The organism is Acetobacter sp. DmW_136 (assembly GCF_008690365.1).
GTDB lineage: Bacteria > Pseudomonadota > Alphaproteobacteria > Acetobacterales > Acetobacteraceae > Acetobacter > Acetobacter oryzifermentans.
The window spans coordinates 47,376-74,002 of the sequence record NZ_VHON01000070.1 but is presented as its reverse complement, the minus strand read 5'-3'; the positions used below and the strand labels follow the sequence as shown (position 1 = coordinate 74,002).

The 26,627-nt window shown below is 53.4% G+C and carries 22 protein-coding genes; 10 read left to right on the top strand and 12 right to left on the bottom strand.

Annotation, left to right across the window (positions count from 1 at the left end; translation table 11 throughout):
• Positions 1 to 68 precede the first annotated feature (68 nt).
• Positions 69 to 2,276, top strand: a complete 2,208-nt coding sequence (gene parC / locus FKW31_RS14765) for a DNA topoisomerase IV subunit A (protein ID WP_089179359.1) — start codon at positions 69 to 71, stop codon at positions 2,274 to 2,276.
• Positions 2,277 to 2,286: 10 nt separating this feature from the next.
• Here the strand turns inward: parC and FKW31_RS14760 are convergent, their stop codons facing one another.
• From FKW31_RS14760 to FKW31_RS14750, 3 genes are all read right to left on the bottom strand, one after another.
• Positions 2,287 to 3,060 (bottom strand): arginyltransferase, encoded by a 774-nt coding sequence (locus FKW31_RS14760; protein ID WP_150178937.1) that lies wholly within the window; start codon positions 3,058 to 3,060, stop codon positions 2,287 to 2,289.
• Between the two features lie 74 nt (positions 3,061 to 3,134).
• Positions 3,135 to 4,139, bottom strand: a complete 1,005-nt coding sequence (hemB, locus tag FKW31_RS14755) for a porphobilinogen synthase (RefSeq protein ID WP_006117461.1) — start codon at positions 4,137 to 4,139, stop codon at positions 3,135 to 3,137.
• A gap of 116 nt (positions 4,140 to 4,255) precedes the next feature.
• Complete coding sequence (locus FKW31_RS14750; protein WP_006117460.1) at positions 4,256 to 5,737, bottom strand: amino acid permease; 1,482 nt, start codon at positions 5,735 to 5,737, stop codon at positions 4,256 to 4,258.
• A 180-nt stretch (positions 5,738 to 5,917) separates the two neighbouring features.
• Here FKW31_RS14750 and glyA point away from each other — a divergent pair, with 180 nt between their 5' ends.
• A complete protein-coding gene (glyA, locus tag FKW31_RS14745; protein WP_006117459.1) occupies positions 5,918 to 7,210 on the top strand; it encodes a serine hydroxymethyltransferase in 1,293 nt (430 codons plus the stop codon).
• Between the two features lie 39 nt (positions 7,211 to 7,249).
• Here glyA and FKW31_RS14740 read toward each other — a convergent pair whose 3' ends face one another.
• The gene (locus tag FKW31_RS14740) at positions 7,250 to 8,308 is read right to left on the bottom strand and encodes a succinylglutamate desuccinylase/aspartoacylase family protein (RefSeq protein ID WP_238332870.1); all 1,059 of its coding nucleotides are present in this window, start codon (positions 8,306 to 8,308) and stop codon (positions 7,250 to 7,252) included.
• Positions 8,309 to 8,472: 164 nt separating this feature from the next.
• On the opposite strand from FKW31_RS14740, the gene FKW31_RS14735 reads away from it, so the two are divergent.
• Together FKW31_RS14735 and FKW31_RS14730 are read left to right on the top strand one after the other, a co-directional pair.
• Positions 8,473 to 9,681, top strand: a complete 1,209-nt coding sequence (locus tag FKW31_RS14735) for a glycosyltransferase family 4 protein (RefSeq protein WP_089179358.1) — start codon at positions 8,473 to 8,475, stop codon at positions 9,679 to 9,681.
• Positions 9,682 to 9,696: 15 nt separating this feature from the next.
• Positions 9,697 to 10,812: a glycosyltransferase gene (locus tag FKW31_RS14730; protein WP_150178936.1), complete on the top strand. Its 1,116-nt coding sequence runs from the start codon at positions 9,697 to 9,699 to the stop codon at positions 10,810 to 10,812.
• Here the strand turns inward: FKW31_RS14730 and FKW31_RS14725 are convergent.
• On the bottom strand, positions 10,763 to 11,965 hold the full coding sequence (locus FKW31_RS14725; RefSeq protein ID WP_150178935.1) for a DEAD/DEAH box helicase: 1,203 nt from the start codon (positions 11,963 to 11,965) through the stop codon (positions 10,763 to 10,765). The two genes, FKW31_RS14730 and FKW31_RS14725, sit on opposite strands and share 50 nt — an antisense overlap.
• Positions 11,966 to 12,094: 129 nt before the next feature.
• On the opposite strand from FKW31_RS14725, the gene FKW31_RS14720 reads away from it, so the two are divergent.
• A complete protein-coding gene (locus tag FKW31_RS14720; protein WP_089179355.1) occupies positions 12,095 to 13,126 on the top strand; it encodes a mitochondrial fission ELM1 family protein in 1,032 nt (343 codons plus the stop codon).
• A 25-nt stretch (positions 13,127 to 13,151) separates the two neighbouring features.
• On the opposite strand, the gene FKW31_RS14715 is transcribed toward FKW31_RS14720, so the two are convergent.
• The gene (locus tag FKW31_RS14715; protein WP_150178934.1) at positions 13,152 to 13,346 is read right to left on the bottom strand and encodes a hypothetical protein; all 195 of its coding nucleotides are present in this window, start codon (positions 13,344 to 13,346) and stop codon (positions 13,152 to 13,154) included.
• A 41-nt stretch (positions 13,347 to 13,387) separates the two neighbouring features.
• A complete protein-coding gene (serB, locus tag FKW31_RS14710; protein WP_039892069.1) occupies positions 13,388 to 14,278 on the bottom strand; it encodes a phosphoserine phosphatase SerB in 891 nt (296 codons plus the stop codon).
• Between the two features lie 51 nt (positions 14,279 to 14,329).
• Here serB and miaA point away from each other — a divergent pair, with 51 nt between their 5' ends.
• From miaA to ilvC, 4 genes are all read left to right on the top strand, one after another.
• The gene (gene miaA / locus FKW31_RS14705; RefSeq protein ID WP_304466177.1) at positions 14,330 to 15,322 is read left to right on the top strand and encodes a tRNA (adenosine(37)-N6)-dimethylallyltransferase MiaA; all 993 of its coding nucleotides are present in this window, start codon (positions 14,330 to 14,332) and stop codon (positions 15,320 to 15,322) included.
• A gap of 14 nt (positions 15,323 to 15,336) precedes the next feature.
• A complete protein-coding gene (ilvB, locus tag FKW31_RS14700; RefSeq protein WP_193562091.1) occupies positions 15,337 to 17,187 on the top strand; it encodes a biosynthetic-type acetolactate synthase large subunit in 1,851 nt (616 codons plus the stop codon).
• 66 nt (positions 17,188 to 17,253) lie between these two features.
• Positions 17,254 to 17,772 (top strand): acetolactate synthase small subunit, encoded by a 519-nt coding sequence (gene ilvN, locus FKW31_RS14695; RefSeq protein WP_003628530.1) that lies wholly within the window; start codon positions 17,254 to 17,256, stop codon positions 17,770 to 17,772.
• A 59-nt stretch (positions 17,773 to 17,831) separates the two neighbouring features.
• Positions 17,832 to 18,851 (top strand): ketol-acid reductoisomerase, encoded by a 1,020-nt coding sequence (gene ilvC / locus FKW31_RS14690; protein ID WP_035351970.1) that lies wholly within the window; start codon positions 17,832 to 17,834, stop codon positions 18,849 to 18,851.
• A gap of 83 nt (positions 18,852 to 18,934) precedes the next feature.
• Here ilvC and FKW31_RS14685 read toward each other — a convergent pair whose 3' ends face one another.
• Genes FKW31_RS14685 through FKW31_RS16155 form a run of 3 tightly spaced genes read right to left on the bottom strand, consistent with a single transcriptional unit; the run spans position 18,935 to position 22,151 of the window.
• Positions 18,935 to 19,930 (bottom strand): copper resistance protein B, encoded by a 996-nt coding sequence (locus FKW31_RS14685; protein ID WP_150178932.1) that lies wholly within the window; start codon positions 19,928 to 19,930, stop codon positions 18,935 to 18,937.
• The gene (locus FKW31_RS14680) at positions 19,927 to 21,672 is read right to left on the bottom strand and encodes a copper resistance system multicopper oxidase (RefSeq protein ID WP_150178931.1); all 1,746 of its coding nucleotides are present in this window, start codon (positions 21,670 to 21,672) and stop codon (positions 19,927 to 19,929) included. Before FKW31_RS14680 ends, FKW31_RS14685 begins: the two co-directional genes overlap by 4 nt.
• Positions 21,673 to 21,716: 44 nt before the next feature.
• A complete protein-coding gene (locus tag FKW31_RS16155; protein WP_193562090.1) occupies positions 21,717 to 22,151 on the bottom strand; it encodes a hypothetical protein in 435 nt (144 codons plus the stop codon).
• A 122-nt stretch (positions 22,152 to 22,273) separates the two neighbouring features.
• On the opposite strand from FKW31_RS16155, the gene FKW31_RS14670 reads away from it, so the two are divergent.
• On the top strand, positions 22,274 to 24,646 hold the full coding sequence (locus tag FKW31_RS14670) for a heavy metal translocating P-type ATPase (RefSeq protein WP_150178930.1): 2,373 nt from the start codon (positions 22,274 to 22,276) through the stop codon (positions 24,644 to 24,646).
• 5 nt (positions 24,647 to 24,651) lie between these two features.
• On the opposite strand, the gene FKW31_RS14665 is transcribed toward FKW31_RS14670, so the two are convergent.
• A complete protein-coding gene (locus tag FKW31_RS14665; protein WP_150178929.1) occupies positions 24,652 to 25,956 on the bottom strand; it encodes a lipoprotein pyruvate-formate lyase in 1,305 nt (434 codons plus the stop codon).
• Between the two features lie 33 nt (positions 25,957 to 25,989).
• A complete protein-coding gene (locus tag FKW31_RS14660; protein ID WP_150178928.1) occupies positions 25,990 to 26,619 on the bottom strand; it encodes a nicotinamidase in 630 nt (209 codons plus the stop codon).
• Between the last annotated feature and the right edge of the window lie 8 nt (positions 26,620 to 26,627).

Sequence of the window (26,627 nt, the reverse complement as noted above, 5' to 3'; positions counted from 1 at the left end):
GCACAACCGATACGAGGGCTGTATGTCTTGTTTTTAATGGATCATGCACAGCTTTCCAGGGATGGCAGATGAGCGAAACCGCAGGACATATTGAGGAAACAAAACTGGCAGAGGCGCTGAGTGAGCGTTATCTGGCCTATGCGCTTTCCACCATCATGTCCCGCTCTTTGCCGGATGTGCGGGATGGGCTTAAGCCGGTGCATCGGCGCTTGGTTTATGCCATGCATCAGCTCCGGCTAGATCCGGCTTCTGGTTTTAAAAAATGCGCCCGTGTGGTGGGTGATGTTATTGGTAAGTTCCACCCTCATGGTGATGCCTCTGTTTATGAAGCGCTGGTGCGGCTGGCGCAGGATTTTGCCGCACGTTACCCGCTGGTAGAAGGGCAGGGGAATTTTGGTTCTGTTGATGGTGATAACCCGGCCGCCATGCGGTACACGGAAGCTCGCCTGACAGAAGTTGCCGTGGCCCTGTTGGACGGCATTGAAGATGATGCCGTAGATTTTCGCCCCACCTATGATGGTGAGGAGCAGGAACCCGTTGTGCTTCCATCGGCTTTCCCCAATCTGCTTGCCAATGGTGCGGCAGGTATTGCTGTGGGTATGGCCACCAGTATTCCGCCCCATAATGCAGCAGAAGTTTGCGCTGCTGCTGCTTTGTTGGTGCGTAAACCTTCTGCCACTACGCAGGAGCTGCTAGAGCTTATGCCGGGGCCGGATTTTCCCACCGGTGGCCTGATTGTGGAAGATTCGGATGCTATTTTGCAGGCGTACGAAACAGGCCGTGGCAGCTTTAGAATGCGTGCGCGGTGGGAGGTTGAACAGGGCCGTTTTAGTACGTGGCATATTGTGGTTACGCAAATTCCGTATCAGGTGCAGAAATCTCGCCTGATTGAGCAGATTGCTGATTTGCTGGATCAGAAAAAACTGCCTCTGCTAGGGGATATCCGTGATGAAAGTACGGATGAAATTCGTCTGATTCTGGAGCCCAAAACACGCGGTATAGAACCAGAAGTGCTGATGGAAACATTGTTTCGCGCCACACCGCTGGAAAGTCGCTTTGGCCTGAACATGAATGTGCTGGGGGCGGATCGTTCACCCGGTGTAATGGGGCTTAAGCAGGTTATTCAGGCATGGTTGAACCATCGGCATGAAGTGCTGGAACGCCGAAGCCGCCATAGATTGACAGCGGTGGAACGGCGGCTGGAAATTCTTTCGGGTTTCCTTGCTGTTTATCTTAACCTGGATGAGGTTATTCGCATTATTCGGGAAGAGGATGATGCCAAGGCCAGCCTGATAGCCACGTTCAAGCTAACAGATTTGCAAGCGGAATCCGTGCTCAACATGCGCCTGCGGAGTTTGCGGCGCCTTGAGGAAATGGAAATCCGCAAGGAGCATGATGCGCTTTCTGCCGAGCAAGCAGCATTAATGGCATTGCTTGATAGTGAAAAACAGCGCTGGAAAACGATCGAGCGCGAATTAACGACCATGATCAAAGCTTTCGGGAAAGGGCGTTTGGGTGAGCGTAGAAGCACTATCCTTTCTGCACCCAAGCCTGTTGATATTTCCGTGGTGGAAGAAGTTGAGCGCGAACCACTCACCATGATCCTTTCTCAAAAAGGATGGGTGCGTGCGGTTAAAGGCCATAATGTTGATCTGGAAAATCAGAAGTTTAAGGAAGGGGATGCTCTCAAGCTGGCTATTCCTTGCCAGACATCAGATAGGCTTTGCTTCTTTGCAACAGATGGGCGAGCCTATACCGTAAAAGGGGCCGATCTACCGCGAGGCCGCGGGGATGGGCAACCTATTCGCCTGTTGATTGACCTTTCCAATGATGAAGACCTTCTGGCTGTTTTCCCGATAGAAGATGGCAAACGCCGCTTGGTGGCCTCAAGCGCTGGGCGTGGCATGCTGGTGGAAGAAGAAGCCTTGGTGGCGGAAAAACGATCGGGCCGACAGGTGCTGAACCTGAAGGAAGGCGAGTTTGCCCGCATATGTGTACCCGCAGAAGGAGACCATGTTGCCGTTGTGGGGGATAACCGGCGGTTCCTGATTTTTCCATTGGAGCAGTTGCCCGTCATGGCGCGCGGCCTTGGTGTGGCTTTGCAGAAATACTCGGATGGAGGAGGGTTGCGCCAAGCTGTGGTGTTTACCGCCGCAGATGGGCTGCACTGGCCGGGCACTGCACGTGTGCGCCAGTTTGCTGATCTGCAAGATTGGGTTAGCCGCCGCGCGGCTGTTGGCAAAGTTGCGCCACCTTGGGCGGGTAAAAAGCCTTAAGCACTGCCACTTAGAACAGAGGGCCTTCCGGAAACGGATGGGCCCTTTCTGTTTTGGGGGGATAGTTTAGATCCAACTTCTGCCATGTGCCATTGCGCAAAATTTCTGCGGGCTGAAAGCGTTCTTTGTAAGCCATTTTAGGGCTGCCCGGCACCCAATACCCCAGATACAGGTATGGCAACTCCATCTGCATGGCTAATTCTGCCAAGGAAAGAATGGCAAAACTGCCGAGAGAACGCTGAGGGCAGTTAGGCTCATAAAAGCTGTAAACAGCAGAAAGCCCATCTTCCAGAACATCAATCAGGCTGGCGGCCATTAAGGTGGCGTCTGGTGTACGAAATTCGACAAGTCGCGTATCTACAGGCGTTTCTTCCACCATAATCCGGTAATCATGCATGGACATGCCCGCCATTTCACCATCGGAATGGCGGCTATCCAGATATCTGCGGAAGAGTGTGTATTGTTCGTCTGTGGCGGTAGGGGGCAGGAGGCTGCGCATAAGATCAGCATTCCGCCGGACTACGCGTTTTTGTGTGCGATGAGGCGTCAGATTTCTGACAGGCAAACGAATAGGAATACAGGCAGAGCAACCATCGCAAATAGGTGCGTAAGCCAAGGTATGGCTCCGCCTGAAACCGGCATGGGAAAGGCGGCTGTGTAGGAAGTTGGCATCCGGGGTTGCAAGATCCACCAGTATTTTACGCTCAATGCGATTGGGCAGATACGGACAGGCACCGGGTGGCGCGGTGTAGAAAAAATGCGGCCTGTCTTGCGATGACGTCATGGGGAGAAATGATCCCGCAACAAAATTATGGGCCAGAAAGCTCTGGCCCATATGTCGTGATATTGACTGGCAACTTATTGGCCGAAAGATGCCCGGATACGTTCTGCAGCTTCAATAGCAAAATACGTTAAAATGCCATTGGCACCCGCGCGGCGGAAGGCTAGCAGGCTTTCCATAACGGCGCGTTCATGATCCAGCCAGCCGTTGCGGATGGCAGCCATCAGCATCGCATATTCACCAGATACCTGATAGGCAAAGGTGGGCACGTGGAATTCATCTTTCACACGGCGGATGATATCCAGATACGGTAGGCCGGGTTTGACCATCACCATATCTGCGCCTTCAGCAATGTCCATTTCTACTTCACGCAAGGCTTCATCGCTGTTGGCAGGATCCATCTGATAGGTTTTTTTATCACCTTTCAGCATACCGCCAGACCCCAGAGCATCACGGAACGGGCCGTAAAATGCGCTGGCGTATTTGGCCGCGTAGGACATAATCCGGGTGTTAATCAGCCCGTTGCCGTCCAAATCACGCCGAATAGCCTCAATACGGCCATCCATCATGTCTGATGGGGCAATAATGTCTACACCGGCAGCAGCCTGATTTACTGCTTGCTGGGAAAGAATGGTTACGGATGGATCATTCACCACGTAGCCATTTTCAATCAGGCCATCGTGGCCGTGGCTGGTGTAGGGATCCAGTGCTACGTCACCAATCAGCCCGACGTTTGGAAATTCTTTTTTAAGCAGGCGGGCGGCCCGGCACATCAGGTTATCTGGGTTTGTGGCTTCCGTGCCTTTTTCATCCCGCGCTTCTGTGGGCGTAATGGGGAAAAGGGCCAAAGCCGGAATGCCCAGCTTTGCAGCGGGCTCAACATGTGCGGCCAGTTTATCCAGCGTTACACGGTGTACGCCGGGCATGGAGGACACCTCGGTAACCGTGTTGGTGCCTTCCATAAAAAAGATAGGCCAGATGAGGTTGTTGATGCCCAACGTATTTTCAGCAACCAAGCGGCGCGTGAAATCATCAATCCGGTTGCGCCGGGGGCGAGCCAGAGGAAAACGGCCAGCCATCATGGGCAGGATCTCCTTGCTGCTGCCTGCGGGCGTGGAGGGGTGCTTAAAAGAACCCCAACCACGGCGGGCGGGACAGACGGGTGAATGCTGCCTAGAAGTATGCGCGCCTGTGCGCTTTATGCAACCCTGTCTGGCGGAATGCTGGGTCGCGCTAATGCGCTATGGTAACGGCCATAGGTAAGGTAAATCACCATCCCGATGGCCAGCCATACGACCAGCCGGATCCATGTCAGTCCATCCAGCGAGACCATGACCGTGCCGCAGGAGAGAATACCCAGAATGGGAATAATGTCTCCGCCGGGAACCCGAAAGGCACGTGGATGATCAGGTGCCTTGCGGCGTAGGATCATTACGCCAGCGCATACCAGAATAAAAGCCAGAAGCGTGCCGATGGATGTCATGTGCCCCAGCTCAGAAATGGGCAAAAACGCGCTTAGCAGGCAGATGATAAGCATGAAAAAGACGTTGGACATCCAAGGTGTCTGATATTTTGGATGTGTGGCGCTAAACATGGGGGGCAGCAGACCATCGCGGGACATGGCAAAAAACACGCGGCTCTGGCCTAAAAGCATACCCATGAGCACGGATGTAAACCCACAAATAATGCCAATTTTGATAGCAAGTTGCAGCCATGTATAGGGCGTGCGGTTAATGGCTGTGGCTACCGGGGCGGCATCTCCCAGCATGTCTTTGTAATTGACCAGACCGGTCATCACAAAAGAGAAGCAAACATAAGCCAACGCGCAAATGAGCAAGCTGCCCAAAATACCAATGGGCATATCACGCGCCGGGTTTTTGGTTTCCTGCGCTGTGGTGGAAACGGCATCAAACCCCACATAGGCAAAAAAGATGGTGCCCGCAGCGCGCATGATGCCAGACCAGCCATACTGCCCAAAGGTGCCTGTATTTTGTGGGATAAAGGGGTGATAGTTGGCCGGGTTGATGTAGTGGATGCCAAAGCCAATGAACGCCGTAATCACCAATAGTTTGATGACCACCACAACGGCATTCACCATAGCGGATTGCGAGATCCCGCGAATAAGGATCCATGAAACCAGGCAGGTAATAAAAACTGCGGGCAAGTTCATCAGCCCTGAAACCATGCTGCCATCAGGCATCTGCACGGTTTCAAAGGGGGAGGTCGTAAGCCGTGGGGGCAGCACGATCCCCCACGAATCCAATAAGGACACCACATACCGAGACCAACTAACTGCAACAGTGGCCGCGCCCACGGCGTATTCCAGCACCAGATCCCAACCAATAATCCATGCCATCATTTCGCCTAGCGTGACATACGCATAGGTATAGGCACTTCCCGCAATGGGGATCATGCTGGCCAGTTCGCTGTAGCAGAGCCCGGCAAAGCCACAGGCAATGGCTGCAATAAAAAAGGAAAGAACCACAGCAGGTCCAGCATTTTCAGAAGCGGCAATGCCGGTAAGAGAAAATAGTCCAGCCCCAATTGTGGCGCCAACACCCAACGCTACAAGGCTTCCCGGCCCCAGAACACGCTTAAGCCCCGGTGCTGCCTGTAGCTTGTCTAGCGGTAAACATCGCGTAAATGCCGATGTTACAGAGGGGGCAGACTTCTGCTCCATATATTTTTCTCCTGTCCGGGCCGCACGGAAAGCGGTAAGAAGCCTCCAACGGTCTTTTTTCTATAAACAGGCCAGCAGCACATCCTGGCAAGATGTGTTTCTAACGTAACAAACGGACACCGCCTGCCGCCCGGCAAATATGCTGGTGAACATATTGTCTGATTTTGAGGGAACACCTGAATGAGCCACACGGATCTGGATCGCTTTTTCCATGCGTCTCTAGCCCAGACTGATCCGGATGTTGCAGCCGCCATTGAAGGCGAGCTGAAGCGTCAGCAGGAAGGCATTGAACTGATAGCCAGTGAGAACATGGCGTCTGAAGCTGTGCTTCAGGCTCAGGGCAGCGTGCTAACCAACAAATATGCCGAAGGTTATCCCGGCCGCCGCTATTACGGGGGCTGTGTGGAAGTGGATAAGGTTGAAAACCTTGCCATCGACCGCGTGAAAACCCTGTTTGGTGCCGCATTTGCCAACGTGCAGCCGCATTCTGGCGCCAACGCCAACCAGGCGGCCTTTATGGCTATGGGCAAACCGGGTGACACGGTGCTGGGTATGAGCCTTGCCGCTGGTGGCCACCTTACCCACGGTGCAGCCCCCAACTATTCTGGCAAATGGTTTAATTCCGTGCAGTACGGCGTGCGTCAGCAGGACGGCATGCTGGACTATGAGGAAATGGAACGGCTGGCGCGTGAGCATAAACCATCCATCATTGTGGCTGGTGGCTCTGCATATCCGCGTATTATTGATTTTGCCCGCTTCCGCCGCATTGCGGATGAAGTTGGTGCACTTCTTATGGTGGATATGGCGCATTTTGCTGGTTTGGTGGCTGCTGGCCTGTATCCGAACCCGTTAGAATACGCGCATATTGTAACCTCCACCACGCATAAAACTCTGCGTGGCCCACGTGGCGGTCTGATCCTGACCAATGACGAAGCATTGGCTAAAAAGATCAACTCTGCTGTGTTTCCCGGTTTGCAGGGCGGCCCGCTGATGCACGTTATTGCCGGTAAGGCCGTGGCGTTTGGTGAAGCCCTCCGTCCGGAATTTAAGGAATACCAGAAAGCGGTGCAGAAAAACGCAGCCGTTCTGGCCGAAGTTCTGGTGGAACGTGGGTTTGATATCGTAACAGGTGGCACGGATTCACACCTGCTTCTGGTTGATCTGCGCCCCAAAAAGGTAACTGGTAAAGCTGCGGAACAGGCTCTGGAACGCGCTGGTATTACAGCCAACAAAAACGCCATTCCGTTTGATCCGGAAAAGCCTGCCATCACTTCCGGTGTGCGTTTGGGCAGCCCGGCAGCAACGGCTCGCGGCTTCCGTGAGGAAGAGTTCCGCCAGATTGGTGAAATGATTGACGAGGTTCTGACAGCTCTGGCCGCTTCTGGCGGTGAGGGTAACAGCGAAGTTGAAAACGCTGTGCATGAACGCGTTAAGGCTCTGTGCGCTAAATTTCCTATCTATAGCCGCGCATAATAACTTCGCCTTTTAGGGTATCAGAACGGGCATGTAGGCTTAGGCTTGCATGTCCGTTTTGTTATTAAGGCGCTTGGCAAGCCTTACGGCTGTATGCCCCCGGCGTGGGCGTAAATTGGGCATAACCAAGATACAGTTATTATAGGGCGTACGAATTTCATCTTGCCCATCAAAAGCAATAACAGTGCCCGCCTTACGGATAACGCTGCCACTTACAAACGGCTGCACAAAAACAAAGCGAGATGTCAGCGCCCGTACGCAGTCTGTCACCACAGCTTGCCATACAGGTTCTGAAGGTGATGCGAATGTAGGAGCGGAAGGGAGAGTGCCGGTTTGTGCCAGAAACAGGCGGGTGCTGAGCAACGCTTGCTGTGCGGCATCTTTTTGCCAGTGTTGCCCCGCTTCCAATAGGCAAGCACGCGTATATGAATGTGGCGTATTAAAGCGGGTGTAATCAATCAGTCTTAATCCATCCTCATGTCCACCATCCTGAACAACGGCAGGTGGGTTGGGTTGCGCGCCAGATACGCAGTAGGCAAGGTCTCGGCTGTTTTCCGCCATGCTGCACAGGAAAAGGGGTTGTGCTGGCCAGAGCATGGTGTGGATATCTAAAAGAATATCTACCGTTTCCAGCACAGGCAGCACTTCGCGTACGCGTTGCATTTCGACAGATGTGTGCGCCGAGTCAATTAACTCCGGCTGCCATAACCGGTTCATGTCTTCTTCTACAAAGCGGGATAAGGTGGGGCGTGCGGGGTTAAAGGTTTTATAAGCAGCCAGATTAAGAAAAATCAGGCTTAATCGTCCATGTAACGGGCGTAATGGCAGCATAAGAAGCTGTTGCAGGGCATAGGCCCCAGCGTATTCGTTGCCATGCATCAGGGCTGTAACAGCCACATGGGGGCCGGGGCGGCGGCTTTCAAAATGATGCACACCTTGAATACCGCAGTTTCCCGCAATCCACGGGCTGATGTCTGGTGGCGGATATTCAATACACACAGCAGGCAAAGCGGGGGGAGAAGGCGGGAGTAAGGCAGACACAGCCCGAAAACGAAATGAGCTATCGGGCCGCACATGCCGCTTGGATGCACAACTCATAACCCCCTCTCCAGATATCTAGTGGGAGAAGGTATTTCGGCGTGTATGGGGGAATGAAAAAAGGAACAGCACCGCATGTGCAAAAGTATGCGGTGGGTTGTGCGGGGCTGCAATCCCTGCTTTGTCTCAACTTTCTTCTTATTTTCAGGTGACGGACAGTACGAGTGACATCTTCTCTTCATCCTCTCCATCACTTGTGGCGTCTGTTTCCTGTAGCCCAAAGGCGGCGTTTATTGGCCAAGGCTACTGCTTTGCTTGCCCCTAAAGCGGTTAGCCCCACGCCTATTGCTGATGCAAACGTGATTATTGGAGGAGAGCTTGGCCGGGGTTCTGGCTTAGGTGAAGGGGCCAGATTACTTCTGCGTGGTCTGCTTTCTCAAGGGGTAAAGGCAGAAGGTGTAGAAGCAGGTCTTCTACAATCGCAGGGGAAGGCAGGGCTGGATTCTGTTTTTGCAGATCCAAAAGCGGCTTTGGTGCTGCATGTAAATGCGCCACAAACGCCCACAGCTCTTTTGCGTCTGGGCCGCAAACATGTGCTAGGGCGGCGCATTGTGGGTTATTGGGTGTGGGAACTGCCGGTTGCCTCCCCAGAATGGCATGCAGGTGTACCTTGTGTGCATGAAATCTGGACTCCTTCCCACTTTAGCGCACGGGCGCTGGAACCTCTTATGCCCGGCCGGGTCAAGGTTGTGCCTTACCCATTGGCGTGTGTGCCTCCGCAGCCTTCTAAACTAGACCGTCAGGCTTTTGGGTGGCCCGAGGATGCTGTGGTGGTACTGGTTTCTTTTAGTCTTGCGTCCAGCTTTGAACGTAAGAACCCTTTGGCTGCTATAGCGGCATTTCGACAGGCATTTGGAGACAGAAAAGACCGCCTGTTGGTCATGAAAATATCTGGTGCAGATCATTATGCAGCAGATATGCAACGCCTGAAGGACGCTACGGGTGGCGCACAGAATATCCGTTTTGAAAACCGTATGCTGCCAATGCCAGATGTGTACGCCATGACACAGCAAGTTGATATTGTGCTTTCCCTGCACCGGAGCGAAGGATTTGGGCTGGTGCCCGCAGAAGCCATGCTGTTGGAACGTCCTGTTATAGCCACAGATTGGTCTGCCACAGCAGAATTTCTGACATCAGACTGTGGTTGGCCAATTTCTTACAAACTTGTAACAGCTACAGATACGCGGGGCGTGTATCAGGTGCCTCAAGCTGTGTGGGCAGAGGCAGATATTGGGTGTGCAGTGGAAGCATTACAAACTCTTGCAAATGATGCCAATAAGCGCCGCCAGCTTGGGCAGGCCGCTGGTAAGGCAGCATTGCGGGCTTTTGGCCCCACCCCTTTACTGAACGCCGTAGCTGCGTTGCAGAAGTAGATTAGGAAAAGTGGTTTGAGTGGCATACGGGTATTTATCTGGCAGTGGGGGCGCAAAGGGGCGGGCCCGCGCATTGCTGCGGAACTTGCCAAAGCCCTGAACACGTTACCCAACACGTCTGCTGTTCTTTCTCTTTCCTGCGGGGCGGAAGTGCTGCAGGCTGAGCCTGATCTGCATAACGATGTACCAGTGCGTACATATAAAAGCCTTTCCAGCTTTTTCATGCGTTTGTTGCAAGCTCCATATATGCTGCACGCATTGGGCCGTATGTTACGCACTGTTCAGCCTGATGTTGCTATATGTGCCATGCCGGGGCCGCTTGATCTGATTATGGTTGCAGCTTTGCGTAAAGCTGGCGTGCCCATTGTAGTGCTGGTGCATGATGCGGCAGCACATCCCGGAGATGGTTTTGTTGGGCAGATGTTTTTGCAGCGTCTGCTTATTTTGTTTGCTGATGTTCCGGTTACATTAAGTCGGCATGTGGCTGCCCAGCTTGAACGGCAATGGTATATGCGTGGGCGGCGTGCGCTAGTGGCTTTTCATCCACCGTTTGCGTTTGTTGCGCCGCAGGGGCAGCAAAGTGCGCCTTTTGCGCATAAAGGGCCTGTTAGGCTGCTCTTTTTTGGCAGATTACTGTCTTACAAAGGTTTGGATCTGCTGGCTCAAGCTCTTACAGCCATGGATGCACAAGCCCATTATATCTGCCGTGTTGCAGGTAAAGGGCCACATAGTGCGGAGCTGGAGCAGTTGGCATCTTTACCTAATGTGCAGATTGAAAATAGATGGGTGCCGGAAACAAAAGTCAGCCAGCTTCTGGCATGGGCAGATGCGCTGGTGTTGCCTTATAGAGAGGCAACGCAAAGTGGTGTAGGTGCCGCAGCCCTTGCTGCCGGACGTTGGGTGATTTCAACAGATGTTAGTGGTCTGGTAGAACAGTTTGCAGGACAACCTAATGTGCTGTTCTGCAAGCCAGAAGCCCAGAGCATTGCGGTAACGCTTACGGAATTTATAAAAGATAAGCCTGCCGCTACCCCAAACGCACAAGGAAAGGATAAGCAAAAGGCAGAGCAGGCATGGCAGATTATGGCCGAACAGATTTTGAACGGCGTGAAACAGGTTGAGGAGGCTTAGCCACAGGCAGAGCTTGTTCGGCGCTGATAATCCGTAATTTCACCTGTGCGCCAACCTCAATCTGCCGTAGGCTTTTACGATCATCCATTGTGCATAACGTAAGAGCAGACCCTTTTTCTCCGCCGCGCCCTGTGCGGCCAATACGGTGCAGATAGGTTTCTGGCTGATCTGGCACATCGTAATTGATGACCTGTTTTACAGAAGGCACATCCAGCCCACGTGCCGCAACATCTGTGGCAACAAGAATAAAGAGCCGTCCGGATTCAAAGCTGGCAACTGTGCTGGTGCGTTTATCCTGCGCAATGTCCCCATGTAAAGGAGCCGCAGCAAGGCGTGCTTTTTTAAGAATAGCGGCGAGCTGATCTGCTTCTGCCTTTGTGCGTACAAAAATAATACTGCGCATTTTAGGCGCACGGCTAAAAAATTCTTTTATAAAGTCCGGCTTCTGAGAGGGATCTAAAAACAATGCGGCTTGACGAATGGGCCCTCGCTTTTGGGGGGCTTGTTCAATGCTGATTTCAACCGGCTTGTGCAGCAGGCTCAAAAGCGTGTTTTTAAGACTTTCGGGTTGGGTAGCGGAAAGCACCAACGTTTGCCGCATGGATGGCAGATAGGAGAGCAGGGTTTCTGTATCTTCCTGAAATTCGGGAGAGAATAGGCGGTCGCCTTCATCCAGAACCAGATATCCGTATTCTGAAAGATCGCAAATCCGGTTGGAAACAAAATCCAGCAAGCGGCCCGGTGTTGCAATCAGAATGCGTCGGCCAGTTGCTTGCGCAAGAAAATGTTCCTGCTCAGCCCGGTCAGATCCGCCAAACAGCGGCACAAGGGTCACCGCAGTTTGCTTCTGGCCTTTTTTGCTTTCTCCCAAACAGGTGCGAAAAACTTTTTCTACCTGCAAAACCAGTTCACGCGTGGGCACAAGCACCAGTACAAAGCGTGGCTTGCGAGATTTCAGCAGCTTCTGGCTAAGCGGCAAAGCATAGGCTGCCGTTTTGCCCGTGCCCGTGGGGGCGCGCACCAATACATCTTTGCCATCCAGAATGGCAGGAATAGCAGCCTGTTGCACTGGAGTAGGGGCAGCCATGCCCGCCTGCTGCGCATGTGCGCATAATGCTGGATCTAGGCCCAGATCATGGAAACTGCCGGACATTGTGTTGCCTTTCTCCTTATCTGGAATGCGCAAACACGCCTTGCACGCTTTCCGTTCCAGCGGCAAGGAGAGAAAGACACGGGAGCGCTTTTCAGCACTCTCCCTTGCGCAACAGAGGAATAACGCATCATGGCGCGTGCAGATTACGCCGGAACCCCAGAGGGTTCAAATATGTCGTCTTGCGGAACGCAGGCGGGCGTTGCTGCCTTTGTGGTGGGGGAAGATTTTGCTGGCATGCGGTCGCAGGCTTTGGGGCTTGTGGCACGTGCAGGGTGGAATGGCACTTTCCATCCGATATGCCCCAGTAAGCTGGCCCGTGTTATGCTGCGTGGGCCGCGCTGGATTGGTAAGCCTTTTTTGCGCGGCAGCGATGGGGCGGAACTGGAAGAAAATCCTGCGTTTGCGCAATCCTCTGTTGTGGTGAGTGTTGGCGGTAAGGGTGGAGAAGTTGGCGCTGGTTTGCGCGGCTCACACCGGCCTGTGGTGCAAATTCAAAATCCGCGCAAAAATCTGTCACGGTTCGATCTGGTTATTGCCTGTCGGCACGATGATATTGCAGGCCCCAATGTTTTGCTGGGGCGCACAGCGCTGCACGGCCTTACGCCAGAAGCGCTGGAACAGGCGCGTGCAAAATGGCAGCCACAGTTTGCAGAATTGCCACGCCCTCTTATTGCAGCCTTGGTTGGGGGCTCAAATGGTCGCTTCCATTTTGGAGAGGCAGAAGCCCATCGTCTTGGGCAGGTTCTGGTCGAAACCCTTAAGGCGGAGGGGGGCAGTTTGGTTGTTACTCCTTCTCGGCGCACAAGCCCGGCAGCCATGAAGGTGCTGAAAACCATTGTAGAAGGCGCGGGTGGACATGTTTGGAATGGGGAAGGGGAAAACCCCTATGAGGGCCTGATTGCCTGTGCAGATAATCTGATTGTCACAATTGATAGTGTATCAATGATATCAGAGGCTGTTGCTGGGTGTGCGCCAGTAACAATCTACCCTTTGCCGGGCCGTTCTCGCCGGATTACCGATTTTATAGAAGAGCTGGAACTTGCCGGGCGGGTGCATGTGCTGGAAGAAACAGAAACGCGCCTTCCTGCCCCGTGGTTGGCGTTACCGCTGGATGATACACCTTATATTATTAGGGAACTGCATAAACGGCTTGGTTTTTAATCAAGCCGTTATTGTGTGCTGTGTTCTAGATCCAGATAGACTCAAGTAGAATAAGTGTGCCCACAATAAGTGCGGCCACATGGCGCATAACGTGCTCTGGCGTGTCTGGCGGCAAGTTCAGGTAAAAAACAAAGCAGTAAACCATCAACCCACACCCAACAATCACGCAGATTGCACGGACGATGGGATAAGTTGAAATATCACGCGGATCAAACTGCATAATCTTTTCCTTATGCCGTCATGCCAAATGTACTGAACTGATTAGTCCTTGATAAATGCAGAAGCAGGATACCCTTGCGCAAACAGAACCGTGCGTAGGGATGTATGATTGATCTGGGCTGTAATCTCCTTGCGCACAACCGGTTTGGCGTAAAATGCCATACCAAGCCCGGCCTTGCGCAACATGGGCAGATCATTTGCACCATCGCCAATAGCCAGCGTGGCTTCTGCGGGCAGATGATGGGTGGCTGTTAGCTTTTCCAATAGGCTCAGTTTTGTATCTGGCCCCAGAACAGGTTGGCCGGTTGCGCCTGTCAGGCAATCTTCTGCATCAAAAAGCAACGTGTTGGCGTGGTTTTCATCAAACCCGCACAGGGCGGCAACCTTGGAGGTAAAAAAGGTAAAGCCGCCAGAAACCAGTGCAGTGTAAGCGCCGTGTGCGTGCATGGTTTGCACCAGTTCACGCGCGCCGGAGTTGAGTTTGACGTCCTTCCACGCTTTTTCCAGCAAGGAGGCGGGGAGTCCCTTCAGCAGGGCCACGCGCTCACGCAGGGAGGCTGCAAAATCCAGCTCACCATTCATGGAGCGTGCAGTAATGGCAGCTATTTTTTCACCAATACCGGCATGGGCTGCCACGTCATCCAATGTTTCATTGGCCACTATGGTGCTGTCCATATCGGAAACCAGCAGCTTTTTGCGGCGCGTGGCTGTATGGGTCAGCACCGAATCTATGGGCAGGGTATTCAGCGCTTCCCGCACGGCTGGCAGCTTGCTGGCTGCACTTTCCGTGCAAGGAATATCAACTGCTTCCCCTGCTGAAAGCACAGTGGCTTCTGCAGTGGTGGCCAGAATGTCGCGCACCAGTGCAATGGTGGCGGTATCAAGGGGTGTTGCCTCACGCTGGGCAACAAGGGTCAGAACAAGGCTCGTCATGGCAAAGGGGTGTGTGGCAGGAATGCAGGCATGAGGCAAGCAGAACACCATATGGGCAGACTTGCGGAGCCTTCCGCCAATCTGCCCGCAGCACTTATTGTGGCCGGGCCCACATGCTCTGGCAAATCCGCTCTGGCGTTGGCATTGGCCCGCAGATTGAACGGCGAGATTATTAATGCCGATTCTATGCAGGTTTATAAGGATCTCGATGTTTTAACGGCCCGCCCCAGTGCAGAAGATGAGCAGCTTGTGCCGCACCGGCTTTACGGTGTGCTGCCAGCGGAAGAAAAAGGCAGTGTGGCATGGTGGCGAGAGCAAGCTTTGGCCTGCATGCAGCAGGCATGGGCGCAAAACCGTTTGCCCATTTTATGTGGTGGTACAGGGATGTACTTGCATGCCCTGACACATGGCTTGGCCATTATCCCAGATACAGGGGATGAGGCCCGGCAGGAGGCCCGCCAAAGTGTGGCGCAGTATGGTGCTCCAGCCTTGCATGCCCGCCTGATGGAAGTGGATCCTGAAACAGCCTGCCGCCTGCGGCCTGTAGATTCCCAGCGTGTTTCGCGCGCATGGGAGGTGTGGCGTGGCACTGGGCACGGGCTGACATGGTGGCACAAACAGCCGGGCTTGCCGCCTGCTGCTTGCCGGTTTGTAGCTGTTCGCCTCAATCCGGAGCGTGCGGAACTGCGGGCGCGCATTGCTGCAAGGTTTGAGAACATGCTGCGCAATGGTGCTGTGGCAGAGGTGCGGACATTACTGGCCCGAAAGTTGGATACCAGCTTACCAGCCATGCGTGCGCACGGCGTGCCAGAACTTTCTGCCATGCTGCGTGGAGAAATAACCGAGCAAGAAGCCACGCAACGGGCTGTGCAGGCTACAGGGCGTTACACAAAGCGGCAAGCAACGTGGTTTGCGCACCACAGTTTGGCAAAAAAGGGCTTGGAATGCACAGTTGATGCATCTTTTTCTGATTTTGCGCAATTTTCGGAAAGAAAATACGAAGAAATTGTATCTTTCGTTCTTCGTGGGATTGACGCTACCTGATTCGAGGCCTAAAGATGCCGCCTGTCCCATTTCCGGGAAGAGAGGATAACATGACACTCAAAACTGCTTCGGCACCATCAGACGCACGGAACACACCAGCCCTTTCTGGTGCGGAAGTCCTTATGCGCGCGCTGGCTGAGCAGGGTGTGGAAGTTATTTTCGGGTACCCGGGCGGGGCGGTTCTGCCTATTTATGATGCCCTGTTTAAGCAAAACCAGATTCGCCACGTGCTGGTAAGGCACGAGCAAGCGGCTGTTCATGCGGCAGAAGCCTATGCACGCTCTACCGGTAAGGTGGGTGTTGTGCTGGTTACCAGTGGTCCGGGTGCTACAAATGCCGTTACCGGCTTGCTGGATGCCATGATGGATTCTATCCCGCTGGTGTGTCTGTCTGGCCAGGTGCCCACAAGCCTGATCGGGAATGATGCTTTTCAGGAAGCAGATACCACAGGTATTACGCGGCCTGTTACCAAATACAATTATCTGGTGCGCAAGCCCGAAGATCTGGCGCCAACGGTGCATGAGGCTTTTGCCATTGCACGTTCTGGCCGCCCCGGCCCGGTGCTGATTGATCTGCCCAAAAACATTACTGTGGGTGATGCGCCATACATGGATGCAAAGGAAATTGCACCACGTACGGAAAGAACGCAGGCCAAGCCGGATAAAGATGCTGTGGCCCGCGCCGTAAAGGCCATGAAAAATGCCAAGCGCCCTCTGTTTTATACGGGTGGCGGCATTATCAATTCTGGCCCGCAAGCGAGTGAAGCCCTGCGCAAACTGGTTAAGATGACGGGCTTTCCCATCACCTCTACGCTGATGGGCCTTGGGGCTTATCCGGGCACCGATTCCCAGTTTCTGGGTATGTTGGGAATGCACGGTACTTACGAAGCCAATCTGGCGACGCATGATTGCGATGTGCTGATTGCGCTGGGCAGCCGGTTTGATGACCGCGTGACCGGGCGTGTGGATGCGTTTTCTCCCACATCCTTTAAAATCCATGCGGATATTGATCCGGCACAGATCAACAAGATTATCCACGTAGATGAAGCCATTATTGGCGATGTGGGTGAAACCATCGCCATGATGCTTGAGGAATGGGAAAAAGAACCCGCCTTCACGCATCAGAAAGAACTGACTGAATGGTGGAACCGGATTGATGCATGGCGTGCGCTGGATTGCTTGCGCTTTACGCAGGATCAGGCTCCGGATGCGGTTATCAAGCCCCAGCAGGCGATCCGCCGCATTTATGAACTGGCGCGCGAAACCGGGCGCGATACCTATGTTTCAACCGAAGTTGGGCAGCATCAGATGTGGGCTGCGCAGTTCTTCCAGTTCGATCATCCCAACCGTTGGCTAACATCTGGTGGCCTTGGCACTATGGGTTATGGCTTGCCCGCGGCCGTTGGCGCGCAGATTGCGCACCCGGATGCATTGGTAATGGATATTGCTGGTGAGGCTTCTACCCTGATGAATATTCAGGAACTGGGCACCATTGCGCAGTATCGTCTGCCGGTAAAAATCTTCATCATCAACAACCATTACATGGGCATGGTGCGCCAGTGGCAGGAGTTGCTGCATGGCTCACGCTATTCTGAAAGCTACAGCGATGCGCTGCCAGATTTTGTAAAGCTGGCAGAAAGCTTTCATGGCACGGGCCTGCGTGTCACGCAGCTTAGTCAGTTAGATGATACCATCCGGCAGGCACTTGCGCATGATGGGCCGGTGATTGTGGATATCTGCGTGGCGGAAGGCGAAAACTGCTTCCCCATGATTCCTTCTGGCGCTGCCCATAATGAAATGATTTTGGGGCCAGAGCAGGAAGAAAGCGGAGCCAAGATCACCAAGGAAGGGCAGATGCTGGTCTGAGACCAGTTGGGGGTTGCCCCCAAGAGTTTCTTTCTTCTTCCAGTCTGATTTCAGGATACACTGACAATGCAGCAGGAAATTTCCGGTTCTGCCGTTATCTCTCTTCTGGTGGACAACGAAAGTGGTGCGCTGGCTCGTATTGTGGAGCTGTTTTCTGGCCGCGGATACAACATCCAGAGCCTGACAGTTGCCCCGGTTGATGAAAATCAGACCACATCCCGCGTGAATGTGGTGACAACTGGCACCCCCTCCGCTATCCGCCAGATACGTGCCCAAATTGCGCGTGTGGTGCCCGTATCCCGCGTTGTGGATCTTACGGCAGAAGGCCCATATGTGGCGCGGGAAATGGCGCTGGTGAAAGTGGTTTCCTCTGGCGAGCCGCGTACGGAAGCCCTGCGGATTGCGCAGGCATTTCGTGCACGGGCAGTGGACACCACGGCAAGTTCTTTTGTGTTTGAACTGACTGGCTCTACAGAAAAGCTGGACAGTTTTATCGAGCTGATGCGTCCGCTTGGGCTGGCTGAGGTTTCACGCACAGGCGTGGCCTCCATTTGCCGCGGACCGCAGACAATTCAGAGCATCTGAAGTATGAGAAAAGCCGGAAAAGCTATTCCGGCTTGCTAAAAGGAGCAAAAATCATGGCAATGCGCGTGTATTACGACCGTGACGCCGATGTGAATCTGATTAAATCCAAAAAGGTTGCCATTATTGGTTATGGTAGCCAGGGCCATGCCCACGCAAACAACCTGAAGGACAGCGGCGTAAAAGATGTCGTGATCGGCTTGCGTGAAAGCTCCTCAGCAGTTGAAAAAGCCAAGGCTGCTGGCTTCACCGTGATGACCCCAGACAAAGCTGCCGCATGGGCAGATGTTGTTATGGTGCTGACGCCGGATGAAGGCCAGGGTGCTCTGTACAAAGAATCTCTGGAAAAGAACCTGAAGCAGGGTGCCGCTTTGGCATTTGCTCATGGTCTGTCCATTCACTTCCGTCTGATCGAAGCACGCCCGGATCTGGACGTGTTCCTGATTGCACCAAAAGGCCCTGGCCACACTGTGCGTTCCGAATATCAGCGTGGCGGCGGTGTGCCCTGTCTGGTTGCTATTGCGCAGGATAAGTCTGGCAAAGCTCTGGATATTGCTCTGTCCTATGCTTCCGCTATCGGTGGTGGCCGCGCAGGCACGATCGAAACTTCCTTCAAGGAAGAAGTTGAAACCGATCTGTTTGGTGAACAGGCAGTTCTGTGCGGCGGTCTGGTTGAACTGATCCGCGCTGGCTTTGAAACGCTGGTTGAAGGTGGTTACGCACCGGAAATGGCATACTTTGAATGCCTGCACGAAATGAAGCTGATCGTGGACTTGATCTACGAAGGCGGCATTGCCAACATGAACTACTCCATCTCCAACACTGCTGAGTATGGTGAATACGTGTCTGGCCCGCGTGTGATTACGCCAGAAACCAAAAAAGCCATGAAGGGTATCCTGACAGACATCCAGAACGGTACGTTCGTGCGTAACTTTGTGCTGGAAAACCAGTCTGGCAACGTGTTCTTCAAAGCTACACGTGCTCGTAACGATGCGCACCAGATTGAAGCCGTTGGTGAAAAACTGCGTGGCATGATGCCGTGGATTGCAAAATCCCGTCTGGTTGACAAAACCAAGAACTAATTCAGTTCTGGCGTTAGCCTTGGCAAAAAGCCCTGCCACCTCATGTGTGGCAGGGCTTTTTCTGTTTTGGGGCTATCTTGCTGTTAAAACCATGAGCGGATGCCAAAGGTAAAACGTAAATCCTCTGGCCCATTTTCCGCCATGCGGGTGTTGTTTCTGGCTACGCTGGCGGTGTTGCCATAATGCCCGGCATAGGTAACGGCAATATATGGCGCAATCTGGCGTTTGAACTCGTAGCGTAGGCGTAAACCTGCATCTATGTCAGAAAAACCCCGGCTGACACCACGCTCTGGGTCTGCATGAGAATAAAAGTTCAGCTCGGCTTGTGGCTGTAAGATCAGGCGGTTGGTTATCAGGAAGTCATAAGAACCTTCCAGTTTGCCTGCCACTCCTGTGTTGTTGAAATATGCCGTGGCAGATACATCAAAAAAGTAAAGTGCCAGCCCTTGTACACCTACGGCACCCCATGCGCGGGTAGGGCCGCTATCTACATCTAACCGGATACCTGCCTGCACATCAAAATAAGTGGAAATGGCGCGGTCGTAAAAGAATTCATGATCGCCGTCTGAAAAACGATGGTGGCCATCTAGTAAGCCTTCGGACTTCACCCAGAACTTGTTGTAATCTGTGCCAAACCACGCTTGGCCAGAATAGCGGAATAGGCTGTTGCCCGGAGTATATCGGCCCTCGAACTGTTCCAGAAGCGCATGGAAATACGTGTTGTGGTCCATAACCGGGTGGATATGCTGCACGTAATGCACTTTGGGCACAAGTGGCGGTGTGGCTGGCCATTGTGCGCTGGGTGTAACGGGCGGATAGGCGGAAGTGCCCGGTTTGTCGTTTTTGTTGGGTGCTACGCTTTGCGTAGAATGGTGCGCGGGTGTCGAGCTTTGCGGATGCGCAGGTTTTTGGGCTGGCATGTCCATGTCGCCCATATCCATATCATCCATGCCTTCCATACCTGCATGGTGCATGGAAGCCGCTTTAGCCTGCGGAATAACCGTAAAAGCCATAAGCAGAGCAGGCATGCCCAACAGGAGCCAACGATACAAAATCTGGCGGTAAAAACATGTTTTCATGACACCACCACCGTGCGGAACATGCCTAGATCCATGTGGTAAAGCAGATGACAGTGAAAAGCCCATAAACCCGGTGTATCGGCAGACACCAAGTAACTAAGCCGCCCGCCCGGTTGCACAATAATGGTGTGTTTTACGGGGTTGTACAGGCCGTTCCCATTTTCCAGTTCACTCCAAAGGCCGTGCAAGTGGATGGGGTGTTCCATCATGGTGTCATTGATCAGGGTAAAGCGTACCCGTTCGCCCAAACGCAGCGGAATGGGCTCAGCTTCCGAGAATTTTTTACCATCAAATCCCCAGATATAACGCTCCATATTGCCGGTAAGATGCAGCGTGATCTCGCGCGAGGGTGGGCGTTGATCTGTGGCTGGGTGGGTGGCGCGTAGGTCTGCGTATGCCAGAACCCGTCGGCCATTGTTTTGTAAGCCATCACCGGGGTCTGCCAGCCGGTTGATGGGCATGGCGGCACGGTTTTGGTTTTCTACATTCAAGGGTGGCGCATGTGTTTTTGCTACCTGATGCATGGGCATGTCGTGCATATCCATGTCACCCATATCGTGGCCCCCATGCATGGCCATACCCATATCTACCATGGTGCGTACGGGGCGTTCATCCATGGGGGGAATGGGCGCACTCATGCCGGAATGGGGGGCGAGCGTGCCGCGAGCGTATCCTGTTCTGTCCTCACTTTGGGCAAAAATGGTGTAGGCTTGGTTGCCTTGTGGCTGCACAATGCAATCATACGTTTCCGCCACACCAATGCGGAATTCATCTACCCGCACGGGTTCAACATTATTTCCATCTGCCTGAATGACATCCATCTGTAAGCCGGGAATGCGGATATCGTAAAAGGTCATGGCGGAGGCGTTGATAAACCGCAGCCTGACGCGTTCACCGGGTTTGAAAATACCGGTCCAATTGGCAGCAGGCGTGCAGCCATTCATCAGATAGGTATAAATAATGCCGCTGACGTCTGAAATATCCGTAGCGGACATATTCATGCCTGCCCATTGCATACGGTCTTTTAGTGTAGGCCAGACGCCAGATTTCTTGGCATCATGAAAGAACGAGGCAGCCGTGCGCTGACGGAAATTATAGTAGTCGTCCTGAAACTTCAGCTTGTTGATGATGGTATGGGGCGCCACATCAGACCAGTCTGAAAGCAGGATAACGTAATCCCGGTCATAACTGTTGGGGTCTGGCTCCTTGGGGTCAATCACAATGGCCCCGTACAGTCCCATGGCTTCCTGCATGTTGGAGTGGCTGTGGTACCAGTATGTGCCGCTCTGTTTGATAGGAAAGTGATAAGTAAAGTGTGCGCCGGGTGCAATGCCCGCAAAGCTTAGCCCCGGCACCCCATCCATATGGGCCGGGCAGCGTATGCCATGCCAGTGGATGGAGGTTGTTTCATCCAACGTATTATGAATGTTCAGGCGTAAATCATCGCCTTCACGCCACCGCAGGATAGGGCCGGGCACACCGCCATTCATGGTGGGTACGCGCTGCGGCTTATCCACAATATTTACGTTTGCCCAACCGATGGTCAGATCAAAATTACTGCTGGTGTGCGGGGTTACAATTCCGGATGTGTGGGAAGAAGCAAAAACCTGTTGAGGTGGCCGAAAAGCATACATGGCCGCCAATGCGCTGCCGCCAGTTATAAACTGCCGACGAGACACATTTCTCCCTTTCAAGGTAGGAGGAATATGCATGGGTATTGTCCATTCTGCATTATGCTGCACGTATGTAAGAACGCGCAGACCGACTGATTAAAACGTGTGAAAAATCAGGCGTTATGCAGTTTGGGTGGCCTTAGCAGAGGTGCGGCAGCGTAATCTGGCAGAAACAGAACATTCCTGCGTAACCGATGCGCAGGTATTTGCCATGCGGCTTCATGCACAGGCGCATAAGGCAGAAGCGCAGAAAGCCCAGATGCAAAGCAGTCTGTCTGGCAACAATGCTGTTGATGATGGTGTGCATGGTTTTGCAAGGCACAATGGGCCGCATGGGCTGCCGGTGGTGCAACTGCCGAATGTTCCATCGGCATGCTCATGGCATCATGAGAATGGCATTCGGCGGACTGCATGCTTATAGGCCACCCACCCATTGCATGGGTAGATGCAAACACCTTGCCCGGCAGAAGCGCATGCAAACCCACCAGCACTGCTACAAAAAGCAGGCCGCTCAGAATTTTTCTGAAAGGCAGGATGCGATCCATCATCTCGCCACCATATCTGCAATGTGTGTATGAGAGCAAGAAAATGTCCTGCAACGCAGAAAGTCGTATCATAAGTTGGTTTTGGTGCGATACGCAGGTGTGCAGCTACAGGCGGAGTAGGGTGAATGAGCCAGACAATCAGTTTCCCGGTAGAAGGGATGTCCTGCGCTGCATGCGCTGCCCGGCTGGAAAAAGTGCTGAACAGGTTGGAGGGCGTGCAAGCCTCTGTCAATTTTGCAACGGCCAAAGCACAGGTTGATCTGGGGGCCGGTGCAAGCAGCGTAACAGATGTGTTAGGTGCCGTAGCCAAAGCCGGGTTTGGGGCACAGACATCCAGCGTAGATCTGGCTCTTACAGGGCTTTCTTGTGCAGGCTGTGCCGGGCGGGTGGAAAAGGTGCTGAACGCCCTGCCATCCGTGCATGCAAATGTTAATCTGGCTACCGAGCGTGCGCATGTGACCTTTGTTCCCGGTATTGTAACGGTGCAAACGCTGATAGCAGCGGTGGAAAAAGCCGGATATGGCGCAAGTGTTTTCCAGCAGAAAACATCAGAAGAAGCCAAGCATCAGCGGCAGAAGGAATGGCGCACAGCGCTTACGGGTTTTGTGCTGGCAGCGGTTTTAAGCTTGCCGTTTTTGCTGGAAATGGTGGGTATGATGGTAGGCGCACACCATGCGGTTATGTTGCCGCTATGGGTACAGCTTGGTCTGGCCACTATAGTTCAGTTTTGGTGTGGCCGTTCCTTTTATGCAGGCGCATGGCATGCATTACGCAGTGGTGCTGCTACTATGGATGTGTTGGTGGTTTTGGGCACCAGCATTGCCTATGGCTTCAGCGCGGTTGTGGTGCTGTTTGGGCTTGATCAGCCTGTTTATTTTGAGGCCAGCGCGCTGGTTATTACACTGGTTTTGCTGGGGCGTCTGCTGGAAGCACGGGCCAAGGCGCGTGCAGGGGCTGGGATGGAAAGTCTGCTACGGCTCCAACCCAAAACGGCGCATGTTGAACGTGCCGGGCAGATAACGGATGAACCCGTAGAACAATTGCAAATTGGCAATGTGTTTTTGGTGCGTCCGGGTGAGAGTATTCCTGTAGATGGCGTGGTGCTTTCTGGCGCATCGGATGTGAACGAAGCCATGCTGACGGGTGAGAGCGTGCCCGTTACCAAGCAGGTCGGAGCCAATGTGTTTGCAGGCACATTAAACCAGACTGGCGCGCTGCGGGCCAAAGTAACCGGAATTGGCAGCCAGACCATTCTGGCAGGCATTGTGCATATGGTGGAGCAGGCGCAGGGTAGCAAAGCCAGTGTGCAGCGGCTGGCAGATAAGGTGGCATCTGTTTTTGTGCCGGTTGTGCTGGCGCTGGCTGTGCTGACATTTGCAACAGGCTGGTTGTTGACAGGCGTGTGGGACCAAAGCCTTGTTAACGCTATTTCCGTGTTGGTGATCGCCTGCCCATGTTCTCTGGGGTTGGCAACTCCTACCGCCATTATGGTGGGCACGGGGCTGGGCGCGCGCGCGGGTATCTTGTTCCGTAATGCGGATGCACTGGAGCAGACACGTAAGCTTACAACGCTTGTGGTGGACAAAACAGGCACCTTAACCCAAGGGCAGCCCGCAGTTGTGGATGTTCAGGTTATAGCGCCTGCTTCTGCACAAAATGCGCTGGCTCTGGCATATGCGCTGGAAAGCCAATCCGAACATCCATTGGCGCGTGCAGTTGTTAATTATGTACGTGCGCAGGATGTAACAGCGGCAGAGATATCTGGCTTTCAGGCGGTGCCGGGGCAAGGTGTTACCGCAGAGTTTCAGGGGCAATCTGCCGCGTTGGGTTCTCCTACGTATCTCAGCACTCTTGGCTGTAAGGTAGATCATGAATTCACCCAAAGCTGGCAGCAGCAGGGGCGTACGGTTGTGGGGGTGGCGCAGGGGCAAACGGTTCTGGCATGGTTTGCGCTGGCAGATCAGATCCGACCAGAAGCGCATGAAGCTGTAGCGGCCTTGCAGCAGCAGGGGCTGGATGTGGTCATGCTAACGGGGGATAACGCCCGTGTTGCGCAGGCTGTGGCCCAGCAGGTGGGTATAAAAACAGTTATTGCTGGTGTGCTGCCAGATGGCAAAGCAGCCGAAATTCGTAAGTTGAAAGAGCAGGGTAAGTGCGTTGGCATGGTGGGCGATGGTATAAATGATGCCCCGGCCCTTGCCTCAGCCGATGTTGGGTTTGCCATAGGGGCTGGAGCAGATATTGCGCTGGAAACGGCTGATGTTGTGCTGATGCGCAGCAACCTGATGGCCTTGGTGGATGCGCTTTCCCTCTCTCGCGCCACGGTTTCCAAAATATGGCAGAACCTGTTTTTTGCCTTTATCTACAACATTCTCGGTTTGCCACTAGCGGCACTTGGTAAGTTGGACCCAGTGCTGGCAGGGGCTGCTATGGCCATGAGTTCTGTTTCTGTTGTCAGCAATTCTCTGTTGCTAAACCGGTGGAAGCCCAAATCCTGATAACATCAGGTGGGTAAAGAAGGATTGGTTTCACCAAGTAAAATACTGCCTTCTTCTGGCAACCACTCTCCTGTGTTTTCATCACGCCCTTGCAAGTAAAACTGGCGAGGCGTGGTGTCTGATGCAGATTGTGCAGCCTTTTGCAGAAATTTCTGCATAGGGGCAGATTGTTTGCGGTTAATCAGGCAACACAGCTTGGTATCAGGAAAAGCGTCCAGCATATGAGCGGAGCAGTCTTCCCCCGCAAAAATCATTAACGGTGGCATCTGCCGTTTTGCGACAAAATATTTGTGAATAATGGCTGTTTTGCCAGCATCTGCCGGGAAGGGGTAATGAGCAGCCTCGGTAGAAAGCAGGATTTTTTTGCGCTCTGCCAAACGTGCGCCAAAAACATGTTCACGCGGCAGGTTGTATCCATACTCTGCTGATGTTGCGAACAGCGCAGTAATATCCTCCATGCCGGAGGTGCAGATAACCGGGTCTATCCCATGTTCTTGCAAAATCTGGAACAGGTTGGCCATTTCTGGCGTAAGCCGTAGGGCCTGCACAACTTTGGCAGATACAGGGCCAGCTTTGCCGGGGCGCTCTGCCGGGCATTCCCACGTTTGTGTGGTAATGGAGGCCCCAAGGCACCATTCATTTGCCGCGCGGCTTAGGGCAATAACATCTGCTGCCGTTTGTCCAGCCACCAGCCGTATCATCCAGCGTTGCGCGGCTTCTGGCCCGTGCAGTGTGGCAACGGCCTGTTGGCAAAAGGCCATTCTGGCCCGAAAAGCTTGCAGAGTAATATCTTTTGCCAACACATCGCGTGGGAGCGGATGCGGCATATGCCCGTAACGGGCCGCCAGCGCACGATAATCCTCTATCAGATCATCCACCAGCACCGGGAAGGAAACGGGTTGCCCAGCCATATTAAAAAATGGTGCTGGCAAGGGGTGCGCAAATGCATGCACGTGGATAAGGTGCCGGAATTCATCTGCACGCATTAGAAAGCTAAAGTGTTCCAGCATGTAGAGGAACAGCGTTTCCTGCACATCGCCCACAATGGTTGTGTTGTTCCAGTCCACCACCACATAAGGCCGACGTTGCGGATTATAGATGGAAGAATATTGCCCGTTGGCGTTGATAACGTTCTGAATGGCCTTATGCACATGCGGTGCCCATTTAAGGGTCTCCAGCATGGGCGGTTCGCGTTCCATCAGTTCGGGAATGGATGTTGCACGTGCAACAATGGGTGGCCCAGCCAGAGCAGAAATGCCCATACCAGCACAGCAAAGACCAAAACGACGGCGAGAAAAACTGTTACGCATAAAAACCTCTGGCTGGTTTGCGTAGGGTATGAATCAGCACGTTGGGCAAGATATGTGTAATTGTAACCCAGAATACAGCAAAATGCCTTTTGCCTGACAGGCCGTAAGAGCACGGGTGGGATCAGCCTCTAACCCTTGGGTGGCATCTGTTAGAAGCACGCTTGCATATCCGGCTTTGTGTGCATCTATTGCTGTGGCCTGCACGCAGTATTCCAATGCCAAGCCACACACAAAAACACGCATGATGCCATGTTGTTTTAAAACTGTATCCAGCAATAGGCCCAATTCTGTTTTGGCCCCAAAAGCAGAGTAGCTATCCTGATCGGCCTGCGCACCTTTGAACACATGCAGGGTATGGTCGGGTAGGTGTAAATCTTTGGGAAAATCTGCCCCGTATGTATGGGCTACACAATGCGGGGGCCACAAACCCTTTTGATGGTGGGTATTGAAAGAAACATGATCAGGTGGGTGCCAGTCCTGCGAGGTTACGATCATCCCAAAAGGTAAACGTGCCAATTTGTTGATAACAGGCACAATGGCATGGCCTTTAGGCACAGGCAGGGTGCCGCCCGGCAGAAAATCGTTCTGCACATCCACTACAATCAGCGCATCCCTTTTGCCCGGTATAAAGGTAGGCGGGAAAGGCGCTGATTGCGGGGGCATGCGTGTTA

Excerpts from the sequence above, each read along its gene's own strand:
- parC (WP_089179359.1), top strand. The coding sequence starts at position 69 with ATGAGCGAAACCGCAGGACATATTGAGGAAACAAAACTGGCAGAGGCG.
- FKW31_RS14760 (WP_150178937.1), bottom strand. The coding sequence starts at position 3,060 with ATGACGTCATCGCAAGACAGGCCGCATTTTTTCTACACCGCGCCACCC.
- hemB (WP_006117461.1), bottom strand. The coding sequence starts at position 4,139 with ATGATGGCTGGCCGTTTTCCTCTGGCTCGCCCCCGGCGCAACCGGATT.
- FKW31_RS14750 (WP_006117460.1), bottom strand. The coding sequence starts at position 5,737 with ATGGAGCAGAAGTCTGCCCCCTCTGTAACATCGGCATTTACGCGATGT.
- glyA (WP_006117459.1), top strand. The coding sequence starts at position 5,918 with ATGAGCCACACGGATCTGGATCGCTTTTTCCATGCGTCTCTAGCCCAG.
- FKW31_RS14740 (WP_238332870.1), bottom strand. The coding sequence starts at position 8,308 with ATGAGTTGTGCATCCAAGCGGCATGTGCGGCCCGATAGCTCATTTCGT.
- FKW31_RS14725 (WP_150178935.1), bottom strand. The coding sequence starts at position 11,965 with ATGTCCGGCAGTTTCCATGATCTGGGCCTAGATCCAGCATTATGCGCA.
- FKW31_RS14720 (WP_089179355.1), top strand. The coding sequence starts at position 12,095 with ATGGCGCGTGCAGATTACGCCGGAACCCCAGAGGGTTCAAATATGTCG.
- FKW31_RS14715 (WP_150178934.1), bottom strand. The coding sequence starts at position 13,346 with ATGCAGTTTGATCCGCGTGATATTTCAACTTATCCCATCGTCCGTGCA.
- serB (WP_039892069.1), bottom strand. The coding sequence starts at position 14,278 with ATGACGAGCCTTGTTCTGACCCTTGTTGCCCAGCGTGAGGCAACACCC.
- miaA (WP_304466177.1), top strand. The coding sequence starts at position 14,330 with ATGGGCAGACTTGCGGAGCCTTCCGCCAATCTGCCCGCAGCACTTATT.
- ilvB (WP_193562091.1), top strand. The coding sequence starts at position 15,337 with ATGCCGCCTGTCCCATTTCCGGGAAGAGAGGATAACATGACACTCAAA.
- ilvN (WP_003628530.1), top strand. The coding sequence starts at position 17,254 with ATGCAGCAGGAAATTTCCGGTTCTGCCGTTATCTCTCTTCTGGTGGAC.
- ilvC (WP_035351970.1), top strand. The coding sequence starts at position 17,832 with ATGCGCGTGTATTACGACCGTGACGCCGATGTGAATCTGATTAAATCC.
- FKW31_RS14685 (WP_150178932.1), bottom strand. The coding sequence starts at position 19,930 with ATGAAAACATGTTTTTACCGCCAGATTTTGTATCGTTGGCTCCTGTTG.
- FKW31_RS16155 (WP_193562090.1), bottom strand. The coding sequence starts at position 22,151 with ATGATGGATCGCATCCTGCCTTTCAGAAAAATTCTGAGCGGCCTGCTT.
- FKW31_RS14670 (WP_150178930.1), top strand. The coding sequence starts at position 22,274 with ATGAGCCAGACAATCAGTTTCCCGGTAGAAGGGATGTCCTGCGCTGCA.
- FKW31_RS14665 (WP_150178929.1), bottom strand. The coding sequence starts at position 25,956 with ATGCGTAACAGTTTTTCTCGCCGTCGTTTTGGTCTTTGCTGTGCTGGT.
- FKW31_RS14660 (WP_150178928.1), bottom strand. The coding sequence starts at position 26,619 with ATGCCCCCGCAATCAGCGCCTTTCCCGCCTACCTTTATACCGGGCAAA.